Origin of the sequence: Streptomyces sp. sk2.1, assembly GCF_008120935.1 — a bacterium.
Classification (GTDB): Bacteria; Actinomycetota; Actinomycetes; order Streptomycetales; family Streptomycetaceae; genus Streptomyces.
Window position 1 is genome coordinate 197,913 of sequence record NZ_RDBO01000071.1, and the last position, 26,123, is coordinate 224,035.

At 71.8% G+C, this 26,123-nt stretch carries 20 protein-coding genes and 2 pseudogenes; 11 read left to right on the forward strand and 11 right to left on the reverse strand.

Annotated features, from left to right (window positions below):
- Both EAO76_RS25685 and EAO76_RS25690 read right to left on the reverse strand, forming a co-directional pair.
- On the reverse strand, positions 1 to 3,365 hold a 3,365-nt coding region (locus tag EAO76_RS25685; RefSeq protein WP_148838372.1), incomplete at its 3' end, for a glycosyltransferase family 2 protein.
- A gap of 600 nt (positions 3,366 to 3,965) precedes the next feature.
- A complete protein-coding gene (locus EAO76_RS25690) occupies positions 3,966 to 4,229 on the reverse strand; it encodes a WhiB family transcriptional regulator (protein WP_030927001.1) in 264 nt (87 codons plus the stop codon).
- Between the two features lie 727 nt (positions 4,230 to 4,956).
- Here EAO76_RS25690 and EAO76_RS25700 point away from each other — a divergent pair.
- The 3 genes from EAO76_RS25700 (at position 4,957) to EAO76_RS25710 (ending at position 7,937) form a co-directional block, all read left to right on the forward strand.
- On the forward strand, positions 4,957 to 5,496 hold the full coding sequence (locus EAO76_RS25700; protein WP_148838278.1) for a cysteine dioxygenase family protein: 540 nt from the start codon (positions 4,957 to 4,959) through the stop codon (positions 5,494 to 5,496).
- An 87-nt stretch (positions 5,497 to 5,583) separates the two neighbouring features.
- Complete coding sequence (gene cofD, locus EAO76_RS25705; protein WP_148838279.1) at positions 5,584 to 6,540, forward strand: 2-phospho-L-lactate transferase; 957 nt, start codon at positions 5,584 to 5,586, stop codon at positions 6,538 to 6,540.
- Positions 6,537 to 7,937, forward strand: a complete 1,401-nt coding sequence (locus tag EAO76_RS25710; protein WP_262375738.1) for a coenzyme F420-0:L-glutamate ligase — start codon at positions 6,537 to 6,539, stop codon at positions 7,935 to 7,937. Before cofD ends, EAO76_RS25710 begins: the two co-directional genes overlap by 4 nt.
- Before the next feature lie 103 nt (positions 7,938 to 8,040).
- Here EAO76_RS25710 and EAO76_RS25715 read toward each other — a convergent pair whose 3' ends face one another.
- From EAO76_RS25715 to EAO76_RS25725, 3 genes are all read right to left on the reverse strand, one after another.
- On the reverse strand, positions 8,041 to 9,189 hold the full coding sequence (locus EAO76_RS25715) for a DNA-3-methyladenine glycosylase 2 family protein (RefSeq protein WP_148838281.1): 1,149 nt from the start codon (positions 9,187 to 9,189) through the stop codon (positions 8,041 to 8,043).
- 116 nt (positions 9,190 to 9,305) lie between these two features.
- Positions 9,306 to 10,397, reverse strand: a complete 1,092-nt coding sequence (locus tag EAO76_RS25720) for an NDP-sugar synthase (protein ID WP_148838282.1) — start codon at positions 10,395 to 10,397, stop codon at positions 9,306 to 9,308.
- 120 nt (positions 10,398 to 10,517) lie between these two features.
- Complete coding sequence (locus tag EAO76_RS25725) at positions 10,518 to 12,116, reverse strand: peptidoglycan recognition protein (protein ID WP_262375739.1); 1,599 nt, start codon at positions 12,114 to 12,116, stop codon at positions 10,518 to 10,520.
- Between the two features lie 137 nt (positions 12,117 to 12,253).
- Between EAO76_RS25725 and EAO76_RS25730 the strand changes: the two genes are divergently transcribed.
- From EAO76_RS25730 to EAO76_RS25750, 5 genes are all read left to right on the forward strand, one after another.
- The gene (locus EAO76_RS25730; protein WP_148838284.1) at positions 12,254 to 13,006 is read left to right on the forward strand and encodes a TIGR03089 family protein; all 753 of its coding nucleotides are present in this window, start codon (positions 12,254 to 12,256) and stop codon (positions 13,004 to 13,006) included.
- Positions 13,007 to 13,187: 181 nt separating this feature from the next.
- Entirely contained in the window at positions 13,188 to 14,465 is a 1,278-nt protein-coding gene (locus EAO76_RS25735; RefSeq protein ID WP_262375740.1) for an LCP family protein, read from the forward strand.
- A gap of 223 nt (positions 14,466 to 14,688) precedes the next feature.
- On the forward strand, positions 14,689 to 16,518 hold the full coding sequence (locus EAO76_RS25740; RefSeq protein ID WP_148838286.1) for an LCP family protein: 1,830 nt from the start codon (positions 14,689 to 14,691) through the stop codon (positions 16,516 to 16,518).
- Between the two features lie 49 nt (positions 16,519 to 16,567).
- Complete coding sequence (locus EAO76_RS25745) at positions 16,568 to 18,238, forward strand: LCP family protein (RefSeq protein WP_148838287.1); 1,671 nt, start codon at positions 16,568 to 16,570, stop codon at positions 18,236 to 18,238.
- Positions 18,239 to 18,647: 409 nt separating this feature from the next.
- Positions 18,648 to 20,087, forward strand: coding sequence for an LCP family protein (locus EAO76_RS25750; RefSeq protein ID WP_148838288.1), 1,440 nt, complete (start codon positions 18,648 to 18,650; stop codon positions 20,085 to 20,087).
- A 17-nt stretch (positions 20,088 to 20,104) separates the two neighbouring features.
- Here the strand turns inward: EAO76_RS25750 and EAO76_RS25755 are convergent, their stop codons facing one another.
- A complete protein-coding gene (locus EAO76_RS25755; RefSeq protein ID WP_148838289.1) occupies positions 20,105 to 20,653 on the reverse strand; it encodes an acyl-CoA thioesterase in 549 nt (182 codons plus the stop codon).
- Between the two features lie 119 nt (positions 20,654 to 20,772).
- Here EAO76_RS25755 and EAO76_RS25760 point away from each other — a divergent pair, with 119 nt between their 5' ends.
- The gene (locus EAO76_RS25760) at positions 20,773 to 22,071 is read left to right on the forward strand and encodes an LCP family protein (protein ID WP_148838290.1); all 1,299 of its coding nucleotides are present in this window, start codon (positions 20,773 to 20,775) and stop codon (positions 22,069 to 22,071) included.
- Positions 22,072 to 22,134: 63 nt separating this feature from the next.
- On the opposite strand, the gene EAO76_RS25765 is transcribed toward EAO76_RS25760, so the two are convergent.
- From EAO76_RS25765 to EAO76_RS25780, 4 genes are all read right to left on the reverse strand, one after another.
- The gene (locus EAO76_RS25765) at positions 22,135 to 23,145 is read right to left on the reverse strand and encodes a DUF5954 family protein (RefSeq protein WP_148838291.1); all 1,011 of its coding nucleotides are present in this window, start codon (positions 23,143 to 23,145) and stop codon (positions 22,135 to 22,137) included.
- Between the two features lie 225 nt (positions 23,146 to 23,370).
- Complete coding sequence (locus EAO76_RS25770; RefSeq protein WP_148838292.1) at positions 23,371 to 23,580, reverse strand: DUF397 domain-containing protein; 210 nt, start codon at positions 23,578 to 23,580, stop codon at positions 23,371 to 23,373.
- Positions 23,581 to 23,683: 103 nt separating this feature from the next.
- On the reverse strand, positions 23,684 to 23,893 hold the full coding sequence (locus EAO76_RS25775) for a DUF397 domain-containing protein (RefSeq protein ID WP_148838293.1): 210 nt from the start codon (positions 23,891 to 23,893) through the stop codon (positions 23,684 to 23,686).
- A complete protein-coding gene (locus EAO76_RS25780) occupies positions 23,890 to 24,768 on the reverse strand; it encodes a helix-turn-helix transcriptional regulator (protein WP_148838294.1) in 879 nt (292 codons plus the stop codon). The genes EAO76_RS25775 and EAO76_RS25780 overlap by 4 nt, the downstream gene beginning before the upstream one ends.
- A 165-nt stretch (positions 24,769 to 24,933) precedes the next feature.
- On the opposite strand from EAO76_RS25780, the gene EAO76_RS25785 reads away from it, so the two are divergent.
- Both EAO76_RS25785 and EAO76_RS46640 read left to right on the forward strand, forming a co-directional pair.
- A complete protein-coding gene (locus EAO76_RS25785) occupies positions 24,934 to 25,425 on the forward strand; it encodes an ATP-binding protein (protein WP_262375741.1) in 492 nt (163 codons plus the stop codon).
- Positions 25,426 to 25,631: 206 nt separating this feature from the next.
- A pseudogene (locus EAO76_RS46640) lies at positions 25,632 to 26,003 on the forward strand (helix-turn-helix domain-containing protein); the annotation flags it as partial.
- Here the strand turns inward: EAO76_RS46640 and EAO76_RS46645 are convergent.
- Positions 26,002 to 26,123, reverse strand: a pseudogene (locus EAO76_RS46645) (helix-turn-helix domain-containing protein); the annotation flags it as partial. The pseudogenes EAO76_RS46640 and EAO76_RS46645 overlap by 2 nt on opposite strands.

The following is a 26,123-nucleotide window of genomic DNA, read 5'->3' on the forward strand; positions in this document are numbered from 1 at the left end:
GGGTCGTACTCCTCCGCCCGCTGGGCCGGGACGTACTCGCCCGGCGCGTGCGGCGCCTGTCCGGGGGCGGCGTCCGGGTCCGGCCCGGCCTCCGCCTCCGCCTGGGCGGCCGCGCGCAGCCTGCGGGCCCGGCGCCCCTCGCCCGTGACCGGTTCCACGGGGGCCGCCACGGCCTCCTCGGGCAGGTCGTCGTCGATCTCACGGCGACGGCCCGGCAGGGCGAGGACCAGCAGGACGAGCGCCAGCGTGCACTGGGCCCAGATCCAGGCGGTGTGGGTGAACGGAGTGTCGTACGTGAGGTCCAGCGTGCCGCCCTCGGCGGGCAGCTCGAAGCCCTGGGCCCAGCCGTCGACGGTCTTGCGGGTCAGCGGCCGGCCGTCGAGCGTGGCCTGCCAGCCGGAGTCGGCGGCGTCCGCGATCCGCAGCACCCGGCCGGACTCGCCCGCCGGGATTTTGGTGTGCGCCTCGACGGGCAGGGAGCCCACGGGCAGCTGCTCGCCGCCCTCGCCGGGCGGAACGATCATGACCCGGGCGACCTGGCGTTCCACCCGCCACAGCGCGCTGCCGTCCAGCTGGCTCAGCCGGCTGAGCCCCGGGGTCGCGTCGAGGACCCGGCTCATCTCCTTCGGGGCGCCGTCGCGGACCAGTACGTACCGGATCGCGAAGCCGCCGAGCTGGCTGCCCTGGTCGGCGCCGGAGCCCGCGACCAGGTTGGCGACGACCTTGTCGAGGTGGCTGTTGCTGCCGCCCGCGGCGGTCAGTTCGGCGTCCCCGAGGCGCGCCCCGGAGCCGCGTACCAGGGTGTACGAGACGGTGGAGGGCGAGGAGCCGCCGAGCACCAGGGTGCGCGGCTGGTCGCGGGTGGCGCTCTCCTCCGCCACGAACGCGGGCACCTGCACCGGGTCGCGGCGCTCCAGCGGGCCCCCGGCGCCGCCGATCATCCAGCTCACGGCGGCCACGGCCGGGGCGAGGCCCGCGGCGAGGGCGATCAGCGCGGCGACGGGCTGGCGCCAGCCGAAGCTGAGCTCGGCGACGCGCACCCGGGCGCCGTCCGCGCCGACCAGCGCGGCGGCGATCAGCGCGATGCCGTACACGAGGGTGGCGGGGCCGGCCCAGCCCGAACCGTTGGCCAGTGCGGCGAAGACCATCGCGACGAGCGCGACCGTCCAGGCGGTGCGCACCGCGAACTGCCGCTCCCCGCGCAGCAGCGCGGCCAGGGCGGCGAGCACGATGCCGAACAGCAGCACGCTGCCCGCGGCCTTGGGGCCACCGGGGCTGATGGCGAGCAGGTCGAGCGCGGAGGCCGTGCCCGCGCCGATGTCCAGGCCCGCCTCCTCGAAGAAGCGGGACGGGCTGGTGAGCAGCGAGAGCGACCAGGGCGCGAGCACGAGAAGCGGGGTGCCGATCGCGGCGAGGAAGCGCAGGCCGTACGCGGTGATGTCGTCGCGGCGCAGCACGAGCACGCCGATGCCGAGGACGACGGCGAGCGGCCAGACGATGGGCGTGAACGCCATCACGAAGGTGATGAGCAGGGTGTACGCCCAGGTCGCGCGCCAGCTGCCCCGGGCGCCGCCGGAGGCGCGCATGCCGTGCGCGGAGACGGCGGCGCGGGCGATCGGCGGGAGGAACACGGCCAGTACGGCGGTGCCGAGGCGGCCGGTCGCCAGGGCGCCGGTCGCGGCGGGCAGGAAGGCGTACGCGACGCTCGCCCAGGCCCTCAGCAGCCTGGATTCGAGCAGCGGCCGGGAGGCGAAGTACGCGGTGAGTCCGGCGAGCGGGACGGAACAGACCAGCAGGAGCGTGAGCGCGAGGCCGGTCGAGCCGAGGAACAGCGCGGACAGCGCCGAGAGCACGGCGAGGTAGGGCGGTGCGGTCTGGGTGCCACCGGTGCCGACCGTGTGCCAGCCGTCCGCGTACTTGCCCCACAGGTCGGAGACGTCGCCGGGGGCGGGCAGCAGCGCGCCGCCGGTCAGCGAGCCGCCGCCGAGGAGGCCGCGGCAGGCGACGAGCGAGACGAGCAGCAGGACGGCGAAGAGCACCGGACCCGGCTTGCGGCCGATCCGCTTCAGCCGCGCGAACTGCTCGATCTCCAGGAAGTCGGCGTCGTCGCCGCCGGGGCCGGACTCCACGGCGCCGTGCCGGGAGCCGCCGGAGTCGGTGTCGGAGCCGCTGCCGAAGTTGCCGGCGACCTGCTCGACGGTGGCGCGGACGGTGGCGCCGGGCGGCGGGAAGAGGCCGCGCAGTTCGGCCTGGTCGACGGCGCCCTTGCCGCGGGCGCGCCGGGCCGCGAGGATCCTGCCCGGCCGCAGCAGGGTGCCGAAGAGCCCGGCGACCTCGTCGAGGGCCTGGCCGGGCACCTTGCCGACGAGGTAGGCGAGGGTGCGCAGCAGGGTGCCGACGACGAGCCGGAGCAGCACCCAGGGCAGGACCTTGGAGCGTGCGTTGACCAGCATCGTGTAGACGGCACCGGCCTTGTCGACGCGGTGCGGGGAGGCGACCGAGCGTCCCGCGCAGTCGATGGGGCGGCGTTCGCGGGCGGACGCCTCGGCGTGCCGGAGGACGGCGTCGGGGGCGACGAGCACCCGGTGTCCCGCGACGTGCGCGCGCCAGCACAGGTCGACGTCGTCGCGCATCAGGGGGAGCCTGCGGTCGAACCCGCCGAGCTCCTCCCAGACGTCACGGCGGATCAGCATGCCCGCGGTGGAGACGGAGAGCACGGTACGGACCTGGTCGTGCTGGCCCTGGTCCTGTTCGCGCCGGTCGAGCCCGGTCCAGCGGCGCCCGCTGTTGGCGATGGAGACGCCGACCTCCAGCAGCTGCCTGCGGTCGTACCAGCCGCGGAGCTTGGGGCCGACGATCGCGGCGTGCGGGTCGGTGTCCACGACGCGCAGCATCTCGGCGAGGGCGTCGGGGGCGGGGGCGCAGTCGTCGTGCAGCAGCCAGAGCCACTGCACCGGTTCGCCGTGCGGCAGCTCCGGCATCTCGTACGCGTCGTCGCGCCAGGTCCTGGTGACGGGGTCCCAGCCGCTGGGGCGCTTCAGGTACGGCAGCTCGTCGGGGGAGAGGACGCCGGCCGTGCGGACCGCCTCGTCGACGGCGGTGCCGAAGCTCGTACGGCGCGCGAGGTGCAGGACGCGTTCGGCGCCGAGCGCCTCGGTGACCAGTTGCGCGGAGTCGTCGGCGCTGCCGGTGTCGGCGGCGACGACGTTCTGCACGGGACGTTCCTGCCCGAGCAGTCCGGCGAGCGCGTCGGGCAGCCAGCGCGCTCCGTCGTGGGAGACGAGCACGGCGGTGACGACGTGCCGGGGGAACTCGGGGGCGGCGGCGGCCGCGTACGGCGCCGCCGATTGGCTGTGCACGGACATCGAGGTACGGGCCCTCCGGCCGGATCCGGGGGAAGTCCCCCGGGGGCTGCATCGGTGTACACGCGCGCTCCGTCAGGGCGTTGGCGCGTCTCGGACGGGGCCCCACACTAACGGTACGGATAACGGCGGTGGCGCCGAGCGCTCGAACGGGGGCCACCGCGAGGGTCGGCGCGAGGGCCGCGGAGCCCGGTACCGGCCCCGGCGCCGAGGCATTCCCGGCCCTCGCCGACGGCGGGACGGCAGGACGGCGGCCGGATGGTGACGGACCGGGAGCGGCGGGGCCGGGCCGGGCACGGCGGGGACGGCGGCGGGACGGCAGGGGCCGGGCCGGGCCGGGACGGGCCATGGCCGGTCGCGGTTCGGGGCTTGGAGCTCGGAGCCCGGGTGAGGTCACGGAGTCCGGGCCTCAGGGCGTCCGGCTCGTCCGCGGGGGTCGTCGTCACAGGGGTCGTCGCGGACGACGCGTCCACGGGGTGGTCCGCCCGCTGTGGCGGGCCGTGTGCGGTGGACGGCGGGCCACCCGCCCCGTCGTTCCGCTCGTCCCGCCGTTCCGCTCGTCGCGGCGCGGGCTCCGTCTCGTCTCGTCGCGGGGTTCCGCGATCAGACGGCTGCCTTTTTCAGGCGGCGTCGCTCACGTTCCGAAAGACCGCCCCAGATTCCGAAGCGTTCGTCGTTGGAAAGGGCGTATTCAAGGCATTCGGACCGGACCTCGCAGGCGAGGCAGACCTTCTTGGCCTCGCGGGTGGATCCGCCCTTCTCGGGAAAGAAGGACTCGGGATCGGTCTGGGCGCACAGTGCGCGCTCCTGCCAGCCGAGTTCCTCGTCCGCGTCCTCGACCAGCAGTTGCTGGAACAGCTCGGTCATGTGCGCCCCTCGTCTGTCTCTTGCGTCCCCGTGATGCAGCCGTTACTGATCGCGGCCGAACGACACGAGTGAAATTACAAGTGTGTATCTCCAGGCCAGTCAAGCGAGGATCTGCTATTGGCCTCGGTATTCACTCTGCGGAACCAAACGTATGCGGAAAGTGTGCAAATCAGCAAAAAACTGACATATGCCGTGGGCCTCATCACGCCCCCGCCTCTCACTGGGTGAGACGAGTGGAGTCATCTCCATGTTTCGGATTCGATCACCGAAGCGACCAAGATCACAGCCGGGTCACGGACCTTCAACGACGTTTACGGACACGGTTGGTGCGCCACATCTCCGCCACCATGGCTGAATAAACCTTTCTGCAAACCGCCCGACCGAATGGGGTGAAACATTGCCGCCAAACCGGGCATCGGGTTGACAGCGGCGACATCGAGCCGGTCTCCTTGACTGCATGCCAGCGACCGCAGCGATGTACGCCACCCACGTCCGTGGGTTCCGCACCGCTGTCCAGGCCCGCTGTTGCTGTTCCAGCTGTCACAGCTGTTGATGCCCCCGGGGCACCGGCTCTGATCCGGCTTCTTCGATCCAGCTCTTCCGCGCGGAGCCCCTCCGCAGATCCGCAGAGCGTTCCGCGGGACGTCGTCCGTCCCGTACGGCCGCGGCTCTCCGGTCTCCGCGACCCCCGCACACGCACCCCCCATGCCGAGGAACCACCTCATCCATGAACAGCGACAGCGACCTCCAGATCGCCGGCGACATCCTCGAAGTCCAGCACCTCCTCCAGCCGCCCCGCGAGCACCCCGCCACCGTGGCCGAGTTCGTCGGGCTCGCCCGCCGCGTCGCGGCCGACCGCGCCCGGTGGGAGCCGCTCGTCCGGTACGACGCCACCACCCGCTGGTACCACCGGCTGCACACGGTTCCCCCGGCTCCCGGCTCCGCCCGGACGGGGGAGACCCCACTCGGCTACGAGGTCTGGCTGCTCAGCTGGGTGCCCGGCCAGGGCAGCGGCCGCCACGACCACGGCCCGTCCTCCGGCGTGCTGACCGTCCTGGAGGGCCGGCTGACCGAGCGCACCGAACGCGGCGACCGGACCCTGGACCCCGGCGCGCAGCGGGTCTTCGCCCCCGGCTACGTGCACGAAGTGGTCAACGACTCGCTCGAACCGGCCGTCAGCCTGCACGTCTACTACCCCGGGCTGACCGAGATGCCGATGCACGCGGCGCAGTGCTCCCCGGCGACCGCCGACGTCGTACCCGCCTGACGCCCCACGCACCATCGGGGCCGGGCTCCGCCCGTCGCCCGCCACCACCCCCACAAGGACCGGGCTTCGCCTGACAGACTGTCCCGCATGCGCATTGTGGTTCTGGCCGGCGGTATCGGCGGTGCTCGTTTCCTGCGTGGCCTCAAGCAGGCCGCGCCCGGGGCGGACATCACGGTGATCGGCAACACCGGTGACGACATCCATCTGTTCGGGCTGAAGGTCTGCCCCGACCTCGACACCGTGATGTACACCCTCGGCGGTGGCATCAACGAGGAGCAGGGCTGGGGGCGTACGGACGAGAGCTTCCACGTCAAGGAGGAGCTCGCGGCGTACGGCGTGGGGCCCGAGTGGTTCGGGCTCGGCGACCGCGACTTCGCGACGCACATCGTCCGCACGCAGATGCTGGGCGCGGGCTACCCGCTGAGCGCCGTCACCGAGGCGCTCTGCGCGCGCTGGAAGCCCGGGGTCCGGCTGCTGCCGATGTCCGACGACCGGGTCGAGACGCACGTCGCGGTCGACCTCGACGGCGAACGCCGGGCGATCCACTTCCAGGAGTACTGGGTGAAGCTGCGCGCCTCGGTCGAGGCGCAGGCGATCGTGCCGGTCGGCGCCGAGCAGGCCAAGCCCGCGCCGGGCGTGCTGGAGGCCCTCGCCGAGGCCGACGTGATCCTCTTCCCGCCGTCCAACCCCGTCGTGTCGGTGGGGACGATCCTCGCCGTGCCCGGCATCCGGGAGGCCGTCGCGGAGGCCGGGGTGCCGGTCGTCGGCCTCTCCCCCATCGTCGGGGACGCGCCCGTGCGCGGCATGGCGGACAAGGTGCTCGCCGCGGTGGGCGTGGAGTCGACGGCGTCGGCAGTGGCCCGGCACTACGGCTCCGGGCTGCTCGACGGGTGGCTCGTCGACACCGTGGACGCCGGGGCGGTCGACGAGGTGGAGGCCGCCGGCATCCGCTGCCGCGCCGTGCCGCTGATGATGACCGACGTCGACGCGACGGCGGAGATGGCGCGGCAGGCGCTGGCGCTGGCCGAGGAGGTACGGGCGTGAGCGCCGGTTCCCCCGGGCCCGCGGACGGCCTCGCCTCCCCCGCCGCTTCTCCCTCTTCCTCCTCTTCTCCTTCTTTCCCCTCCCCCTCTCCTTCTTCTCCGCCGGCCTACCGGGTCTGGGCGCTGCCCGGGATGCCCGAGGTGCGGGCCGGGGACGACCTGGCGAAGCTGATCGCCGCGGCCGAACCGGGGCTGGTCGACGGCGACGTGCTGCTGGTCACCTCGAAGATCGTGTCCAAGGCGGAGGGCCGGATCGTCGAGGCCACCGACCGGGAGGCGGCGATCGACGCCGAGACGGTACGGGTGGTGGCGCGGCGCGGAACGCTGCGCATCGTGGAGAACCGGCAGGGCCTGGTCATGGCCGCGGCCGGGGTGGACGCCTCGAACACCCCCGCCGGGACGGTGCTGTTGCTGCCCGAGGACCCCGACGCCTCGGCGCGGGCGATCCGGGACGGGCTGCGGGACAGCCTCGGCGTCGAGGTCGGCGTCGTCGTCACGGACACCTTCGGGCGCCCCTGGCGCAGCGGGTTGACCGATGTGGCGATCGGGGCGGCCGGGGTCCTGGTGCTGGACGATCTGCGCGGCGGCACGGACGCGTACGGCAATCCGCTGAGCGCGACCGTGGTGGCCACCGCCGACGAGCTGGCCTCGGCCGGCGACCTGGTCAAGGGCAAGGCCGCGGGGCTGCCGGTCGCGGTGGTCCGGGGGCTCGGCCACGTGGTGGACCCGGCGGACTCGGCGGGCGGCGCCCGGGCGCTGGTGCGTGGCGCGGCCGACGACATGTTCCGGCTCGGTACGTCGGAGGCGGTGCGGGAGGCGGTGACCCTGCGGCGCACGGTGCGCGAGTTCACCGACGACCCGGTGGACCCGGGGGCGGTGCGGCGGGCCGTGGCCGCCGCCGTGACGGCGCCCGCGCCGCACCACACGACGCCGTGGCGGTTCGTCCTGCTGGAGTCCGAGGAGTCCCGGACCCGGCTGCTCGACGCGATGCGGGACGCGTGGATCGCGGATCTGCGGCGCGACGGGAAGAGCGAGGAGTCGATCGCGAAGCGGGTGCGGCGCGGCGACGTGCTGCGCCGGGCGCCGTATCTGGTGGTGCCGTGCCTGGTGATGGACGGCTCCCACACGTACGGGGACGAGCGGCGGGACCGCGCGGAGCGCGAGATGTTCGTGGTCGCCGCGGGGGCCGGCATCCAGAACTTCCTGGTGGCGCTGGCCGGTGAGCGGCTGGGGTCGGCGTGGGTGTCCTCGACGATGTTCTGCCGGGACGTGGTGCGCGAGGTGCTGGACCTGCCGGAGTCGTGGGACCCGCTGGGAGCGGTCGCGGTGGGACGCCCGCTGGTCGCGCCGGTGGCCCGGGCCGGCCGGGACGCGGAGGACTTCGTCACGGTGCGGTGAGACGGGGCGGGCTCCCGGCCCCGGTACGACGGGCACCACGTCGGCGCTGCCGGACGCCGCGTCGGTACGACGGACGCCGCGTCACGACCGTGCGGGGCGGGCGCTACAGGCGGGCGATGTCGCCGCGGGTCCTGCGCGGGGCGCGGCGGGGCGGGGTGCGGCCCGACAGCAGGACGAGCCGGGTGGCGCGGTGGCGCTGCCCCTCGTACGGGGCCAGGAGCCTCAGCATCTCCTCGTCGTCGGCGTCCCGGTTGCCCGCCAGGGCGTGACCGACGATGCCGGGGAGGTGGAGGTCGCCGACCGTGACCGCGTCTGCCGCGCCGTTCGAGCGCTGGAGGGTCTCGGCCGAGGTCCAGGGGCCGATGCCGGGGATCAGTTCCAGGCGGGCCGCGGCCTCGGGGAGTTCCATGGCGGACGCCTCCTCCAGGCGGCGGGCCACGCGCACCGCGCGCAGGATCGTGGCCGAGCGCTTGGCGTCGACGCCCGCCCGGTGCCATTCCCAGGACGGGATCAGGGACCAGGTGCGGGCGTCCGGCATGACGTGCAGCCCGAGTGCGGTGAACGGGGCGTGGTCCGCGGGGCCGGGCGCCGGGGTGCCGTGTCCCCGGACCAGCAGGCGCCAGGCGCGGTACGCCTCGTCCGTGGTGACCTTCTGTTCCAGGATCGACGGGATCAGCGACTCCATGACCAGGCCGGTGCGCACCAGGCGCAGACCGGGCCGGCTGTGCCGGGTCAGGGCGAGCAGGCGGTGGCGGGGACGGAAGGCGTCCGGGTCGTCCGTCGCGCCCAGCAGCGTCGGGAGCCGGTCCAGCAGCCAGGGCGCGCCGGGGCCCCAGGCCGACGCCTCGATCCGGCCGCCCCGGGCGGCGAGGCGGAGGGTGCCGGGCCCCGCGGGCGTACGGCTCGCCCGCCAGACCGTGCCGTCCCGGGTCATCCGGAACGTGGGATCGGCGGGCCCCCTGCGCAGCGGGCCGATGACGAGCCGCAGGTCGAACGGGCCGGGCGGGGTCCACTCCCGGGTCAGCGCACCGGTGTCCGGAACCGATCCGGAAGCCGACGTCGGCGCGGAAGCCGGTACCGATGATGGAACCGGTCCGGATGACGGAGCCGGAACCGATCCGGAAGCCGGTACCGATCCGGAAGCCGGTACCGGTCCCGAGGACGGAGCCGGAGCCGAGGACGGAGCCGGTACCGGCGCCGGGTGCGGGAGGGCCGTGCGGGGAGCGTTGCGGGGGGCGAATCGTCCTGCCACGGTGGGGTCCTCGGTCGTCGGGGCTGCCTGTCGAGGGTAAGCGCCGCACCGGACCCGCCGCCCGCGCCTTCGCCCGACCGTCGCCCGCGCGCCCGCGCGTGAAGCCTCCGCCCCGTCTACTCGTCGGACGAGAAGCGCACCGACGCGTCCGGGAGGACCGCCTCGCACCAGACGCGTACGCCGTCGCGCAGTTCGTTGTCGGCGCCGACCCGGGCGCCGTCCCCGACGACCGCGCCCGCGAGCACCGTACGGCTGCCGATCCGGGCACCGGCCCCGACCAGCGAGTCGGTGATCACCGCTCCCGGCTCGACGACCGCGTCGGCCAGGATCGCGGAGCCGTCGACGCGGGCCCCTTCGCCGATCCGGGCGCGCTCGCCGACCACCGTGCCGCCGCCGAGCTTGGCGTCGTCGGCGACAGAGGCCGTCGGCAGCACGAGCCGGTCGCCGCACCGGCCGGGCACCGCCGGCGACGGGGCGCGGCCCAGGACCAGATCGGCGGAGCCGCGCACGAATGCCTGCGGGGTGCCGAGGTCCAGCCAGTACGTGGAGTCGACCATGCCCTGGAGGTGGGCGCCGGAGGCGAGCAGTCCCGGGAAGGTCTCGCGCTCGACGGAGACGGGGCGTCCGGCCGGGATGGTGTCGATGACCGACCGCCGGAAGATGTACGCCCCCGCGTTGATCTGGTCGGTGACGATCTCCTCGGGCGTCTGCGGCTTCTCCAGGAACGCGGTGACCCTGCCGTTCCCGTCCGTCGGCACGAGGCCGAAGGCGCGCGGGTCCTCGACCCGGGTGAGGTGCAGGGAGACGTCCGCGCCGGAGTCCGTGTGCGTGGCGACCAGTGCCCGGATGTCGAGGCCGGTGAGGATGTCGCCGTTGAAGACGAGCACCGGTTCGTCCGACCCCGCCGCGAGCCGGGACGCGACGTTGCGTATCGCGCCGCCGGTGCCGAGCGGTTCGCGTTCGGTGACGTACTCGATGTGCAGGCCGAGCGACGAGCCGTCGCCGAAGTACGGCTCGAAGACCTCCGCCAGGTACGACGTCGCGAGCACGATGTGCTCGACACCGGCGGCCCGGGCCCGGGCCAGCTGGTGCGTGAGGAACGGGACGCCCGCCGCCGGAACCATCGGTTTGGGCGTGTGCACCGTGAGCGGGCGCAGCCGGGTCCCCTTGCCACCGACCAGGAGGATCGCTTCTTTTGCCTCTGTCACGGCACTGACTCTGCTTCCTGCTGGGACCTGGCCTGTTTTCGGCTGGCCAGTGTATGCAGACCGGTCCGGCCGGCCCGATCGGCAGTCGCAGCGGTCCGCGCCGGTCCCGCGGGCTTCCGGTCAGCGGCCCTGCAGGCGGGCGGAGCTGGTCCTGGCCGAGCCGAGCTTCTTGTAGAGACGCGCTCCGGGGCATTCGGTTGCGAAGCCGTCCCGGTGACCGGAGATGACGTTGAGCCGGACCTTCTTGCCCTTCTTGTACTTGTTGCCGCCGCCCGAGACCAGGGTCACCTTGCCCTTCGGGTTGGCGCCGAACAGGCCGAGCTTCCAGGCGGTGAGCTTCGAGACGGCGGTGACGGCCGCGGCGGGCGGGTTCGACTTGGTGAAGGTGCCGAGCACCGCGATGCCCATGCTGTTGGAGTTGAAGCCGAGCGTGTGCGCTCCCAGGACCGGCTTCGTCACGCCGCCCGCGCGTCCTTCGTAGATGTTTCCGCACTTGTCGACGGCGAAGTTGTAGCCGAAGTCGCGCCAGCCGCTGCTCTTCACGTGGTAGCGGTAGATGCCGCGCAGGACCGAGGGCGCCTGGGAGCACGTGTAGTTGTTGCCCGTGGCGCTGTGGTGGACGAAGGCGGCCTTGACGGTCTTGGTGTACGCGAAGGCGCGTTCCCTGAGCTTCTCGTCGGCGCCCCAGCCCTTGCGGGTGATGATGCGCGGCCGGGGTCCGATGTACGGGCGGGCGCCCGCCGCCGTCTTGCTCTCCGTCCCGGCCTGGGCCTCGGTCTCCGCCCGGCTCAGGGCGGGGAGCACGTTCGGTTCGAGGGCCGTGGTGCGCCCGTCCGTCCCGGCCGCCGTGCCCGTCCCGGCCCCGGCTTCCGTCCCGGTTCCGGCTTCCGTCCCGGTTCCGGCCCCGGCTTCCGTCGCGGCCCCGGTTTCCGTCGCGGGCAGGGTGGCGGTCGCGGCCTGCATGCCCGCCAGGACCTGGGCGCCCGCCTCGGCCCGGATGTCCGCCAGGAGCTGGGCCCCCGTCATGGCCTGGCCGTCCGTCACGGCCTGGGCCCCGGCCACGTCCCCGGTGCCCTCCGCCTCCCCGGCGTCCGGCTTCCCGATGTCCCCCGCTCCGGTCTCCTCGTCCCTCACGGGGAGCGGCCGCGGGTCCTCGCCCGGGTCGACGAGTTCGAGCCGCAGCCCGCCGGGCAGCGACACCGCGTGCCCGGTCCGGTCCTGCGGGTCCGGGGGGTCCGGGACCACGCGAACCGCGACGCCGTCGGAGTCGCCCACCCAGAGCGGGGCGGTGGCGCCCCGGACCGCGCCCGAGCCGCGCTCGGCAGAACCGGGGTCCGCGGCGTGCTCCGCGTTGTGCGTCTCCAGGTCCTGCCAGTCCGACCAGCGGTCGGTGCCGGCGGCCCGGGTGCGGACCTGGACGGTGCCGTGGAGTTCGGTGTCGACGTCGTCCCAGACGACGCCGACCAGGGAGAAGGGCCGGACCTCACGTTCGGTCAGCCCTTGGCCGGAGCTCTCGGCGGCCCGGCCGGACACGACCGGCAGGGGCCGCATCGGCAGGGACTGCGTCGAGCCCGGCAGGTCGGTGGAGGCCGCGGACCCGGCGGGAGCGGCGGGGACGGTGCGGGTGTCGGGGGCGGCGGCGCCCGCCGGCGCGGCCGACGGCAGTGCGAGAACGGCCGCGCAGGTGACACCGATCGAAGATGCTAGGAAGGCACGCATAAAAATGATATTGGACATAATTCCGCGACTCCGGCTACCCGGACATACCCCCGCAATTGACGGACCGTCTGCCGAACCGGTGTCCCCGGCACCCTTCCGCCCCGCCCGGCCCGCCGCCGCCGCGTACTCTTGCGCGGATGAACGCCACCGACCGCACCCCTGCCGACCTGCTGCGTTCCGCGCTCGCCGCGGACCCGGCCCGCCCCTTGGTCACTTTCTACGACGACGCCACCGGAGAACGCGTCGAACTGTCGGTGGCCACCTTCGCCAATTGGGTGGCCAAGACCGCCAACCTCCTCCAGGGCGACCTCGCCGCCGAGCCGGGCGACCGGCTCGCGCTCCTGCTGCCCGCGCACTGGCAGTCCGCGGTCTGGCTGCTCGCCTGCTCCTCGGTCGGAGTCGTCGCCGACGTGCAGGGCGACCCGGCCGCCGCCGACCTCGTCGTCAGCGGCCCGGACGCGCTGGAGGCCGCGCGCGCCTGCTCGGGCGAGCGGATCGCCCTGGCGCTGCGCCCGCTGGGCGGCAGGTTCCCGCAGCCGCCGGAGGGTTTCGCGGACTACGCGGTCGAGGTGCCGGGACAGGGCGACCGGTTCGCCCCGTTCGCCCCCGTGGATCCGGACGCCCCCGCGCTGGCGGTGGACGGCGTCGAGCTGACGTCGGCGCAACTGGTGGCCCGGGCCCGCGAGGACGCGGCCGGGCTCGGCCTGACCGCCGGATCGCGACTGCTCACCGGGGGCGCGTACGACAGCTGGGAGGGGCTGAGCGCGGGGCTGTTCGCACCGCTGGCCGTCGGGGGCTCCGTGGTCCTGTGCCGGAACCTGGAGCGACTGGACGCCGATGCCCTGGCGAAGCGCGTCGAGAGCGAGCGGGTCACCAACAGGACGGCATGACGGGCACCCCGAGGGCCACCCGTCCGGCCCACACCGGGCCGAGTCCTCGGGGATGCGCATCAACTCCGGTACATGATCGGCGTTAGGGCCCGCCCGGGACACAACCAAGCGTGAGGTTCAGCCGTCTACTCCTGCGACCGGCGGCCCAGCGCGCCGCCGAACGTGAAGGATGGACGCAGACGTGAGCGAAAGCGCCGGACCGCCGGACGACTCCGACGACTCGGCCACGGGCGGGAGCGGGCCGGGGGCCGGTTCCGACGCCGCTCCGGCCCCCGCCGACGGGCATCGACGCCGCTGGCTGCGCTGGACCGCGCTCGGCGCCTCGTTCTTCGTCCTGGTCGCGGCGGGCGTCGGCTGGTGGCTGTACCGGAAGCTGGACGGCAACATCAGGACGGACGTCTCCGCGGCGGCCGAGCTGAAGGCGTACGAGCGGGAGCGGCCCGTCTCCGTGGTGCACGACGCGGAGAACATCCTGCTCATCGGCTCCGACAGCCGGGCCGGCGAGAACCGCGCGTACGGCCGCGACGACGGCGGCAGCCAGCGCTCGGACACCACGATCCTGTTGCACCTGGCCGCGGACCGGAAGAGCGCCACCGCGATGTCCCTGCCACGCGACCTGATGGTGGATGTCCCGGTCTGTCACACTGCGGACGGCAAAGCGACGAAGAAGCAATTCGCCCAGTTCAACTGGGCCTTCGAGCTCGGCGGCACCGCCTGCACGGTCCGCACGGTCGAGAAGCTGACCGGCATCAGGATCGACCACCACATGGTCGTCGACTTCAACGGCTTCAAGGACATGGTCGACGCCGTGGACGGGGTGGAGGTCTGCCTCAAGAAACCGGTGAACGACACCGACGCCCATCTGAAGCTCCCCGCCGGGCGCCAGACGCTCGACGGCGAGCAGGCGCTGGGCTACGTACGGGCCCGCAAGTCGATCGGCAACGGCAGCGACACCGAACGGATGGACCGCCAGCAGCAGTTCCTGGGCGCACTGGTGAACAAGGTGCAGAGCAACGGCGTCCTGCTCAACCCGACCCGGCTCTACCCGGTCCTGGACGCGGCCACCAAGGCGCTGACCACGGACCCGGGCCTGGACAGCCTCAAGGACCTGTACGAGCTGGTGCGCGGCATGCGCGACGTACCGACCGACAAGGTGCAGTTCCTGACCGTGCCCCGGCAGCCGTACGCCGCCAACCGGAACCGGGACGAACTCGTACAACCCGATGCGGACCGGCTCTTCAAGCGACTGCGCGAGGACGATCCGGTCGTCGTCGTCCCGGCGGACCAGCTCCAAGACGGCGCGGACCGGGACCGGGACGGCGCGGACCGGGACCGGGATGACGACGAGAAGAACAACCGGAAAAAGAATGGCTCGACCGGTTCTCCGGAGGCTTCCGGGCCGAGCCCCACACCGACCTATTCGGGCAACAACGCGGCGGCGGACCTGTGCGAGCAGTAAAGCAATTCCCAAGCAGAGGCCGGTGATCGGCGTGTAATGGGCAGTATGACCAGTTGTAAGGACCGTGGAATTTGTCACGCTCGTCGCTCGATGCCGAACGGGGCCGATAGTGTGACGCGATCCGGTGCTTCCGGCCGCCAGGCCGCGCACTTCTGGAGCGAAAGAACGAGCGCCTGATCGGGGGAGGCGCCTGGCGTGGCACCGACGGAGGACTCAAGCGACCGTGGATGCGCAAAGTCGTGGGCGGGCGGACGAAATCGATCCCGCGGACCAGTGGGTACTCAACCCGCAGACCGGTGATTACGAACTGCGACTGAATCATTCCGGAGGGGATTCGGCAAGCTCTTCGCGGACTTCCGCGCCGCGTGTCCCCAATAGCAGGGGCCCGGTCCGGGACGGGGATTCGGAGCACGGCGACGCCCCCCGGGACGGCCGGGGCGGGCGCCGCGCCGCGGCCCGGGACGGCCACGGGCCGGCCGCACGCCACGAGGTGCCGGGCCAGCGCGGCCGCCGTTCGGCCAACGGGCGACGCGGCCAGGACGGTTCCGGTTCCGACGGGTCGGGGACGGAGCCGGCGGGCCGCCGCAGCCGCAAGGCGCCCAAGGCCGCCAAGAGCCGCCGCAAGAAGGTGCTGCTGTGGACGGGCGGCACGATGGCCTTCGTGCTCGTCGGCCTGTCGGCGGCGGGGTACGCGCTGTACCAGCACTTCAACGGCAACCTGGACACGGTCGACGTGGGCGGGTCCGGCAACAAGAACGTCTTCGACACCGACGCCCCGGTCAACATCCTGATCATCGGTACCGACAAGCGCACCGGCAAGGGCAACGAGGGCTACGGCGACAAGGGCAGCGTGGGCCACGCCGACACCAACATCCTCTTCCACGTCTCCGAGGACCGCACCAACGCGACGGCGCTGAGCATCCCGCGCGACATGATCACCGACATCCCGGAGTGCACCACCAGGCAGCCGGACGGTTCGGAGAAGACCATCCCGGGCACCCCGAACATCCGGTTCAATGCCAGCCTCGGCCAGGACGGCCGGGACCCGAGCTGCACCATGGACACGGTCAAGGAGATCACCGGTCTGGAGGTCGACCACTTCATGATGGTCGACTTCAACGCGGTGAAGGAGTTGTCCACGGCGGTCGGCGGCGTCGAGGTCTGCCTGGCCAAGCCTGTCAAGGACGAGAAGTCGCACCTGGACCTGCCGGCCGGTGAGCACCGCATCCAGGGCGAGGACGCCCTGGCGTTCGTACGGACCCGGCACAGCTTCGGCAACGAGAGCGACCTGGACCGGATCAAGGTCCAGCAGCAGTTCATCGCCTCGATGATGCGGCAGATGCAGTCGGACGACACCCTGACCAGCCCGACCAAGCTGTACAAGCTGGCGGACGCGGCGACCAACGCCCTCACCGTGGACTCCGCCATCGGCTCGGTGAAGAAGCTGGCCTCGCTGGCCCAGGAGCTCGGCAAGGTCAACACCAAGAACATCACCTTCACCACGGTGCCGGTGCTCGACAACCCGGCCGAGAAGGTCAAGGCCACCGTCGTACTGAACGAGGCGAAGGCCGAGCCGCTGTTCGCCATGATGCGCAACGACACCTCGCTGACCGAGGTGAAGTCGCAGAAGAAGGCCGCGAAGAGCAAGCAGGACGCGCTCCTCAAGGGGCCGAAGGCCGCGGCGGGCGACGTGCGCGTGGACGTGTACAACGGCGGCAAGGTCGCCGGTGCCGCGCAGACGACGGTCGCCTGGCTGCAGAACGAGAAGGGCGTGCTCAAGTCGTCGAACAAGGCCAACGCCCCGGCGAAGACCGCGAAGACGACGCTGGAGTACGCACCGAACCAGGCGGACCAGGCCCGCGCCCTGGCCGCCATGATGGGCCTGCCCGGCTCGGCCATGAAGCAGGGCGCCGAGGACGCCGAGGGGCTTCAGGCAATGGTCCTGACGCTCGGCGACGACTTCGAGAGCGCGGGCACGCCCATCGTCGGACCCGCCAAGGTTCCGGCGGACGTCCAGCAGGCAAACGCCGACAAGGCAGAGTGCGCCAAGTGACACCGGGTCACCGCGCCACACCACGAGTCCGAGCAACAGGGGGGTCCCGGTGGGACGGAGCAGCACGCCCGGGGAGGGGACACGATCACGCGTCCGCCACACCGGTCAACTCGACCCGGAGGACGGGCTGAGCGAGGGCGTGCCCGAACAGGGCGCGAATCCGGAAGAGGGCGGCCGACGGTCCGCGTCCTCGTCGGGCGGTCATCGGCGCGGGGGGCCGAAGCGCCACGGCAAGAAGGGCAAACGCCGGGTGCTGCGCTGGAGCGCGTCCGTTCTCGCGCTGCTGATAATCGGCGGCGCGGGGGCCGGATACCTCTACTACGAACACCTCAACAGCAACATCAAGAAGGCCGATCTGACGCTCGGCGACCGGAAGATGGCCGACCACAAGGCCAACGCCGCCGGTCAGACCCCGCTGAACATCCTGCTCATCGGTTCGGACGCGCGGGACTCCAAGGCGAACCAGAAGCTCGGCGGGGCCAAGAACACCTTCGGCGCGCCGCCGCTGGCCGACGTGCAGATGCTGCTGCACCTGTCCGCCGACCGCAGCAACATGTCGGTGATCAGCATGCCGCGCGACACGATGCTGAAGATCCCGAAGTGCACCGACCCGAAGACCAAGCGCGTCTACCCCGCCTCCACCGGTCTCGCGATGACCAACGAGACGCTCGGCCGCGGCGGTCCGGGATGCACCGTGGCCACCTGGTACGAGCTGACCGGCATCACCATCGACCACTTCATGATGATCGACTTCGCCGGTGTGGTCTCGATGGCCGACGCGGTCGGCGGCGTCCCGGTCTGCGTCAAGGAGAACGTCCACTCCCGCACCAGGGACGGCAAGGGCTCCGGGCTGAAGCTGGAGGAGGGCACCACCAAGATCAAGGGCGAGCAGGCCCTGCAGTGGCTGCGCACCCGCTACGGCTTCGAGGACGGCACCGACCTCGGCCGCACGCACGCCCAGCACATGTACATGAACTCGATGGTCCGTGAGCTGCGCAAGGGAACCAAGCTCACCGACCCGGGCAAGCTGATGGACCTGGCCGACGCGGCGATCAACGCGCTGACGGTCGACAAGGGCCTCGACACCGTCAAGAAGCTGTACGACCTGGCGGAGGAGCTCAAGAAGGCCCCCACCAAGCGCATCACCATGACGACGATGCCGAACGTCTACGGCACGGGCGCGCTCGACGGACGGGTGCTCCCCAAGGCCGGCGACGCCGACCAGCTCTTCCAGATGGTCCGCGACGACGTCCCGCTCGACGGCAAGGCTTCCAAGCGCAAGAAGCCGACCGTCAAGGAGCCCACGTCACCGATTGCCGAGATCCCGGTCAGCATCCGCAACGGCACGCGCATAGGGCTCGACTACCCGGTCAAGGGCCGGGCCACGGCGGTCAAGCAGCTGCTGGCCGACAAGGGCTTCGCCCAGGCCGCGGTCGACGCCCAGAACACCGAGGCGTCGGCCCGCACCAAGATCCTCTTCCCCAGCGTGGACATGGAGGGCAACGCCCAGGCCGTGGCCAAGGCGCTCGGCGTCCCGATGTCGGCGGTGAAGAAGTCGACCGACGTCTCCGGCATCACCCTGACCGTGGGGGCCGACTGGCGCGAGGACGGGGCCTACCACGCGGACGAGGCCGACGAGAAGACCCCGAAGAGCGCACGCGCGCTCAACGGCGACGCCGAGGGTGCCTGCATGGACATCCAGCCGGGCTTCACCTGGTAACGGCGGCGCGCGGAACACCGAAGGGGGCCCTCCGGAACTTCGGAGGGCCCCCTTCGGCGCGTCGTCGTGCGGCTGGGTCTACGCCGGTCACGGCCGGGCGGCGGGGTGCCGTGCGGCAGACACGGTGGTCCTCGGCCGGTCCTCGGGGGCACCGGGGGTCGGCACCTCACCGGGCGGTACGACTCGTCGCCGCGTTAGCGCGAACGGGGGACACGGACGCGCCCCGCCGGGTCACGCACCGGGCATCCGATCATATGGACCTACTGTGCGAATGGTTTCCCTCGCACCGCGGAGGTGTCCCCCCGTGCCCACGCCGCACCGCTCCCCCCGTTCGCCTCGTCCGCCGCGTTCCCGCGCGCTTCCGCCGCGGCACCGCTCCAGGAGGCAGGACGAGCGGCCGCACTGGGGCATGCGGATGGTGACCGGTCTCTCCGTGCTGGTGCTGGGGGCCGGCGGCATCGGCCACGCGGTGGTGACCGATCTGGAGACCGGGATCGACCGGATCGACCCGTTCAAGGACATGAAGAACCGGCCCCGCGCGGGCAACGGCATGAACCTGCTGCTCGTGGGCACCGACGGCCGCGACCGGATCACCCCGGAGGAGAAGCAGCGGTACCGGCTGGGCGGCGCGCCCTGCCACTGCACCGACACGATCATGCTGGTGCACCTGTCCGCGGACAAGGAGCGGGCGAGCGTCGTCTCGCTGCCCCGCGACAGCTACGCCGAGATCCCCGCGCACCTCGACCGGACCACCGGCAAGCAGCACACCGCCCACCCGGTGAAGCTGAACGCGGCCTACGCCGAGGGCGGGCCGGGCCTGACCGTGCGGACCGTCGAGCACATGACGGGCGTCAAGATCGACCACTACCTGGAGGTCGACTTCACCAGCTTCATGAAAACGGTGGACACCCTGGGCGGGGTGAAGATCTGCACCACCCGGCCGATGAAGGACCCGTACACCGGCCTCGACCTGGCCGCGGGCGCCCATGAGCTGAACGGCGGACAGGCCCTTCAGTACGTGCGCTCCCGGCACATCGACGGGGCCGCCGACCTGGGCCGGATGCAGCGCCAGCAGAAGTTCCTCGCCTCGCTGATCGAGCGGGCGACCGGCAGCGGGGTCCTGCTGAACCCGGTGAAGTTCCGGGACGTCGCCTCGACGATGCTGAGCTCGGTCCGGGCCGACAAGGACTTCGGCACGGAACAGATGCTGGAGCTCGGCCAGGCCATGCGCGGCTTCTCCCCCGCCTCGTCCGAGTTCGCCTCCGTCCCGATGGGGAACGTCTCCTACCCGGTCCGGGGCATCGGCTCGACGGTCAAGTGGGACGAGCAGAAGTCGAAGAAGCTCTTCCGGGCACTGCGCGAGGACGAACCGCTCGCCCCGGAGCGCCCCGCGCGGCCGAAGGCCGTGGAGGTCGACGTCGCCCCGCAGCGCATCCGGGTCCAGGTCTACAACGGGACCGCGAAGGAGGGCCTGGGCAGGAAGCTCGACGACGCGCTGCACGCCACCGGCTTCGACACCACGCGGACCCCGCTGAACGCGAACCCGGACGACCTGAACACGGCCCCGAACGGTCCGGCCCCGGCCCCGGACGCGACCCCGAACGCCCCGAACACGGCCCCGCACGATCTGAAGCGCACCCTGATCACCTACGACCCGCGCTGGGACCGGTCCGCGAAGTCCCTGGCCGAGGCCCTGCCCGGGGCCGAGCTGCGGGCGGTGGCGGGCCAGGGCGCCACGCTGCGGGTGACGGCGGGCGCGGACTTCGAGAGGGTCCGGAAGGTGCGGGCCGAGGAGACGGACCGGGGCGAGTTCGACACGGTCACGGGCGACGAGGTCTCCTGCCCGTGACCGCGCCCCCTCGGGGTTCAGTCGTCGATGCCGTCCGCCGCGCGCTTCTCCCGCAGTTCCTTGATCGCGCGGCGCCGGGCGAGGCGGTGGGTGCGGCGGATCTGCGCCTCCTGGTAGCGCCGCTTGTCACGCTCGGTCCCGGGTATCACCGGCGGTACGGGGCGCGGCTTGCCGTCCGCGTCGACCGCCGCGAACACCAGGTAGGCGCTGCCGACCTGCTGGGCGGGGGTGGATTCGTTCCACCGCTCGGCCATGACCCGGACGCCGACCTCCATGGAGGAGCGGCCGGTCCAGTTCACCTGGGCGCGGACGTGAACGAGATCACCCACGCGGACCGGCTCCAGGAAGACCATCTCGTCCATCGAGGCGGTGACGGCGGGACCGCCGGAGTGCCGGCCGGCCACGGCACCGGCCGCGTCGTCGACCAGTTTCATGATCACGCCACCGTGCACCGTGCCCAGCAGGTTGGTGTCGTTGCCGGTCATGATGTGGCTGAGGGTGGTCCGGGAAGCCGCGGTCGGCTTGCCCTGTATGTCGCCCTCCGGGCGCGGGGCCTGATCTGTCATACCGTCCACCTTATGCGGGGTCCAGCGCCCTGCGGCAATGCATCAGCTTGGCAACAGGCCCGCCCCGATTTCCCGTACCCCCTGTGAGGGGGGCGGCCCCGGCCTGCACACTGGTCCGTATGAGCGACTGGCCCGACGGGCGGACCGACGACAACCGCAGCGGAAATCGCTACGGACAGGGCAGCGACAACGACCGACCCGAGAGCGCCCGCGTGATGCGGCATGTCCAGCGGCCCTCCGTGCCGCCGCAGCCGCGCGGCGCGGCACCCCGGCAGCGCCGGCCGGAGCCGCCGCAGTACGGCCCCGGTGGCAACGGCGGCGACGCGACGTACGACAGCGGTTACAACACGGGACAGGTCTACGGCGGCAACAACGGCCGACGGGCCGGTGGCAACGGCGGGGACGGCCGGAACGACGGCGGTCGCGTCCAGGGCCCGCCGCCCGACTGGCGCCGCCGGATCAAGATAGGCTCGCTGACCCTGGTGGTCGTGGTGCTCGCGGTCTCCATCGGCACGTACTTCTGGGCCGACTCCAAGCTCAAGCGCGAGGTGGACCTCTCCAAGGTCATCGAGCGGCCCGAGGGCGGTGACGGCACCAACTACCTGATCGTCGGTTCCGACAGCCGCGAGGGCATGACGGCCGAGGACAAGAAGAAGCTCCACACGGGCTCCGCCGAGGGCAAGCGGACCGACTCGATGATGATCCTGCACGACGGATCGAACGGGCCGACCCTCATCTCCCTGCCCCGTGACTCCAACGTCGAGATCCCCTCGTTCAAGGGTTCCGAGTCCGGCAAGCTCTACCAGGGCCGCGGCCGCTTCACCAAGCTGAACGCCGCGTACGCCATGGACGGCCCCGAACTCCTCGTCCGTACCGTCGAGTTCAACACCGGGCTGCGCATCGACCACTACGTCGAGATCGGCTTCGGCGGCTTCGCCAAGATCGTGGACGCGATCGGCGGGGTCGAGCTGGACATCCCCAAGGCGTTCAAGGACAAGAAGTCCGGCGCCGACTTCCAGGCGGGCAAGCAGACGCTGAACGGCGAGCAGTCCCTGGCCTTCGTCCGCACCCGGTACGCCTTCGCGGGCAGCGACCTGGACCGCACGAAGAACCAGCAGAAGTTCCTCGCGGCGCTGGCGAGCCAGACGGCGACCCCGTCGACGATCCTCAACCCGTTCAAGCTGTACCCGACGATGGGCGCCGGTTTGGACACCCTGATCGTCGACAAGGACATGTCGCTCTGGTCCCTGAGCCAGATGTTCTTCGCCATGAAGGGCGTCACGGGCGGCGACGGCACGTCGATGAACATGCCGATCTCCGGCTCCGTGGGCGGCAACCTGGTCTGGGACAAGGCCAAGGTCAAGCAGCTGGTGGAGCAGCTGAAGAACGACGAGAAGGTCACCGTCACCGAGAACTGACGACGCCCGGCGAAGGGCCCGGACGCTTCGGCCGTCCGGGCCCTTCGCCGTTCGCCCCGTCCGCTACGAACCGGGTTCGATGTTGCCCCACTCGTCCATCGTGGGATGGATCTTCGAGGGTTCCTGGGTGCTGATGTCCGAGCGCCGTGGTCCCTCCGGACCGGCGGGGCCGATGCGCATCATCCGCTCGATCCGGGCGATCTCGAAGCAACGCCCGCGTACGGTCAGCTCGTTGGGCCGCAGCCGCCGGGTGAACGCGTCCGCCGCCCGCGCGTACACGGCGGCCTCCCGCTCATCGATCTTCTCGATCCGCGGCAGCATCGTCTGCAGATGGTCGACCAGCGCACGCCGCGCGTCCTGCGGGGTGGGGAGCTGCCCCGACACCATCGACCAGGACTTCTCCCTGCGCTCCACCACCCGGAAGGCGACCGGGAGCAGCACCAGGCCCGGGTGGGTCCGCAACGCCCGCCGCGAGTCCGCCAGCACCTCGGGCGGGAAGCGCTCCGAGGTGTACGCGACCGGCACCAGCCCCATCCGGTCCAGCCCCTCCGTCAGCCCCACCGCCGCCGCGTGGTCGATGACGAAGCCCTCGGTGGCCGAGGGCGTACGCGTCAGGACGTCCCAGCCCTCCGAGTCGACGTCCGTGGGCCTGGGCGGCTCCATGCGCCCCTCGCCGGTCCGGGCGAACTCGTCGGCGCGCACGACGCGGTAGCGCGTGTCGCCGACGGTCAGTTCGTCGACCGGCTCGGTCTCCAGCCGGGCCACCGCGTCCAGCAGGGCGCGCCGCTCGCGGGGGTCGTCCGTCTCGTCCTTGGCCTTGAACCAGAGACGGGAGTTCAACTCGTCGCGGGCGTCCTGCGGATAGCCGGTGTCCAGGTCGGTCAGCATCCGCCACCGCGGCCGCTCGCCTCGGCGCTGCTCGGCGATACCGAAGAGCGGCCCCCGGACCACGATCTTCTTGTACGTCCGGGACGCGGCGAACGCGTCCGCCTCGGTGACCAGGGACACCGGGTCGTCCCGGTGCCGCACATTGATGACGAGGTGATCCGGCGGCACCTTTCGGTAATCACTCATGCGCCCAGTGTGTCGATCCCACGACCGGGAGATGCGGGGAATGCGGGAAAGCGCCCCGGAACGCGCGGGAGTGGGTATGGAGCCGTGCCGGGGGTGAGGGGGTGTGCGCGCGAACGTGACAGGTGACGTGTCACGTCATGCGGAGGGGTACTGCTGCGGGGGCTCCTGCCGAACACGGCAGGGCCCCCTCCCCCGCCTCGCCCCGGAGCGAGGGTGCAAACGGGATCAGCGCTCGGCGGCGTAGGAGACGAAGCCCGCCCAGGCATCGGAACCGAAGGCCAGACGAGGGCCCCGGACGTCCTTGGAGTCCCGGACGTGCACCGCACCGGGGGAAGCGGCGACTTCGACGCAGTCGCCCTCGTTGCCGTCGCTGCTGTAGCTGCTCTTGAACCAGGCCGACTCGGAAACGTCCTGTGCGGAAGTCCTGCGGATCATGTCTCTCCCAGCATTCGCTCGATGAGGGCCAGAGTCTCTCGGGGCGTGAGGGCCTCGGCAGGACCGATGGCCGAACAACTTCAACGCCCGGCCGCGTACGGGATCAGCGCTCGGCGGCGTAGGAGACGAAGCCCGCCCAGGCATCGGGACCGAAGGCCAGACGAGGGCCCCGGACGTCCTTGGAGTCCCGGACGTGCACCGCACCGGGGGAAGCGGCGATCTCGACGCAGGAGTCTCCTTCACTGCCACTGCTGTAGCTGCTCTTGAACCACTCCAGCTCGGAAGCATCTCCGGCAGAGGTCTTGCGGATCATGTCTCTCCCAGCAGTTTTTCGATGAAAGCCAACGACTCCCGTGGCGTGAGAGCCTGGGCCCGGATCATCCCATAGCGCAGCTCAAGGATCCTGAGCTGCTTCGGATCGGAGACCGGCCGCCCGGCGAAGGCTCCGCCCGACCGCCCCACCGCGGTACCGTCCCCGAACTTCAACACTTCAATTCCGCCGTCCATCCCCGCGTGATCCTCGCGATCGGTCGGCATCACCTGAATCTCGACGTTCCTCAACTGACCGATCCCCAGAAGCCGTTCGAGCTGTCGACGCAGCACCATTGTGCCCCCGATGGGGCGGCACAGCGTCACCTCTTCCTGTACGAAACTGAGCGCAGGGGCGGGTGACCTCTCGAAGACCACCTGCCTGGCCATACGCGCGGCCAGCACTCGCTCCACTTCTTCCTGCGAGTACGCGGGCCGCCTCATCTCGAACAGCGCCCGCGCATACTCCGGCGTCTGCAACAGACCATGGATGCTGTGGTTGCTGTACAACCCCATCTCGACCGCCCGCTTCTCCATGTTCTTCAGGTCCCGGATCTTCTTCGGATACCGAACTTCCGCCACGTCCTGCTTCATCGCGGCGATCTTCCCGCCCGCGCCGAGCACCTCGTCCGCCTTGTCCAGGAGTTCCGGCCGGGGGATGCGCCGGCCGCCCTCCACCTTGTAGACCATGTCCTCGCCGTACCCGATCGCGACCCCGAACTCGCCGGCCCGCATCCCCGCGGCCTCCCGCCACGCCTTGATCTGACGGCCCACCGCCGCAACCACGGCCGCTCCCGACTCGTCGTCCGGGTCGACGTCCCAGCCCGGCTCGTCCACCTCGAAGTCGCCGCGTTCCGCACCCACTTCATCCACGCTCATCCGTGCCCCACTTCCGACGCGCCTGCCGTTCCCGACCCAACCCCTGATGCCTCCCGCACGTCACCCCGGACAGCCGGGACAACGCTGGACAAGCCCCGGACAATCGCCGTACGCAAGGGCCTTGTCGCTGTTCACGCTACGCACGCCCCGGCCACGCTGAGCGACGTGAACCAACACATCACCCGAACCGAACGTTCCGCTCCCACCCGGCAGTTCACGGTGCTGCTCTCCCCCACCCGCCGGGGCGCCCGGCTCGCCCGTCTCCTGACCACGGCTCACCTGAGCCACTGGGGGCTGCCCGTGGAGCCGGCCGCGCACATCGTCGCCGAGCCGGCCGCCAACGCCGCCGTCCACGGCCGCGTACCGGGCCGGGACTTCCGGCTCGGTCTCGTCGTCCACCGTGACGAGCTCCTGCGGATCGAGGTGACCGACACCCGGGGCGAGCGGCTGCCCGTCGCGTCCGCCCCCGCCACCGACGCGGAATCCGGGCGCGGCCTGCTGATCGTCGAGGCGCTCGCCGACCGCTGGGGCACCGTCACCGGACCCGTGCCGCGCAAGACGGTCTGGGCCGAACTCGACCTGGTACCGCAACCACTCCACCGGGTCGCGGAAACCCACGACCCGGTGAGCCGCATCCCCGTTCCCCACGACGCATAAAGCTTTTGAGGATCTGGAGAAAACACCCTCCCCAACCGAACCCGACCCCCGTCACCCACTCAGGTGACATGGGGCAACTGAGCTGGATTTCGGGTGGGTTGGTCGGTTTATGCTCGCCGCGACAACTCCAGACATGCGACGGCCCCCGACCGAGATTCGACGGTCTCAACCGGGGGCCTGACCACCGAGGAAGTAGGAGCTTCCCGATGGGTACCCCGCAGATTACCGCGCCCTCGCGCGGCCCGTCCCCCGTACCCGGAGACGCCACGCCGTCGTCCGGCATCATCCACGTCAACTCCCGGCATGCCGCGGGCTTCACCGTCATCGGCAACCATCTCGCCCAGCACCGCGGCCTCTCCCTGACCGCGATCGGGCTCGCCGCCCACATCCAGTCGCTCCCCGCCGGGGCCAGGATCGGCATCAAGCACCTGGCCGAACGCTTCCCCGAAAGCGAGACCCGCATCGCCGCCGCCCTGCGCGAACTCGAAGCCCACGGCTACCTCCACCGCAGCCGCTTACGCCTCGCCGACGGCCGCATCGTCTCGTACAACCAGCCCGGCATCACCACCCCGACTCCCCGTCGGCGAGGCGTAAGCGGCTGCGGTGGAGGTAGCCGTGGGCTTCGAGTTCGCGCAGGGCGGCGGCGATGCGGGTCTCGCTTTCGGGGAAGCGTTCGGCCAGGTGCTTGATGCCGATCC

Excerpts from the sequence above, each read along its gene's own strand:
- EAO76_RS25690 (WP_030927001.1), bottom strand. The coding sequence starts at position 4,229 with ATGACCGAGCTGTTCCAGCAACTGCTGGTCGAGGACGCGGACGAGGAA.
- EAO76_RS25700 (WP_148838278.1), top strand. The coding sequence starts at position 4,957 with ATGAACAGCGACAGCGACCTCCAGATCGCCGGCGACATCCTCGAAGTC.
- cofD (WP_148838279.1), top strand. The coding sequence starts at position 5,584 with ATGCGCATTGTGGTTCTGGCCGGCGGTATCGGCGGTGCTCGTTTCCTG.
- EAO76_RS25725 (WP_262375739.1), bottom strand. The coding sequence starts at position 12,116 with ATGCGTGCCTTCCTAGCATCTTCGATCGGTGTCACCTGCGCGGCCGTT.
- EAO76_RS25730 (WP_148838284.1), top strand. The coding sequence starts at position 12,254 with ATGAACGCCACCGACCGCACCCCTGCCGACCTGCTGCGTTCCGCGCTC.
- EAO76_RS25750 (WP_148838288.1), top strand. The coding sequence starts at position 18,648 with ATGCGGATGGTGACCGGTCTCTCCGTGCTGGTGCTGGGGGCCGGCGGC.
- EAO76_RS25755 (WP_148838289.1), bottom strand. The coding sequence starts at position 20,653 with ATGACAGATCAGGCCCCGCGCCCGGAGGGCGACATACAGGGCAAGCCG.
- EAO76_RS25760 (WP_148838290.1), top strand. The coding sequence starts at position 20,773 with ATGAGCGACTGGCCCGACGGGCGGACCGACGACAACCGCAGCGGAAAT.
- EAO76_RS25765 (WP_148838291.1), bottom strand. The coding sequence starts at position 23,145 with ATGAGTGATTACCGAAAGGTGCCGCCGGATCACCTCGTCATCAATGTG.
- EAO76_RS25770 (WP_148838292.1), bottom strand. The coding sequence starts at position 23,580 with ATGATCCGCAGGACTTCCGCACAGGACGTTTCCGAGTCGGCCTGGTTC.
- EAO76_RS25775 (WP_148838293.1), bottom strand. The coding sequence starts at position 23,893 with ATGATCCGCAAGACCTCTGCCGGAGATGCTTCCGAGCTGGAGTGGTTC.
- EAO76_RS25780 (WP_148838294.1), bottom strand. The coding sequence starts at position 24,768 with ATGAGCGTGGATGAAGTGGGTGCGGAACGCGGCGACTTCGAGGTGGAC.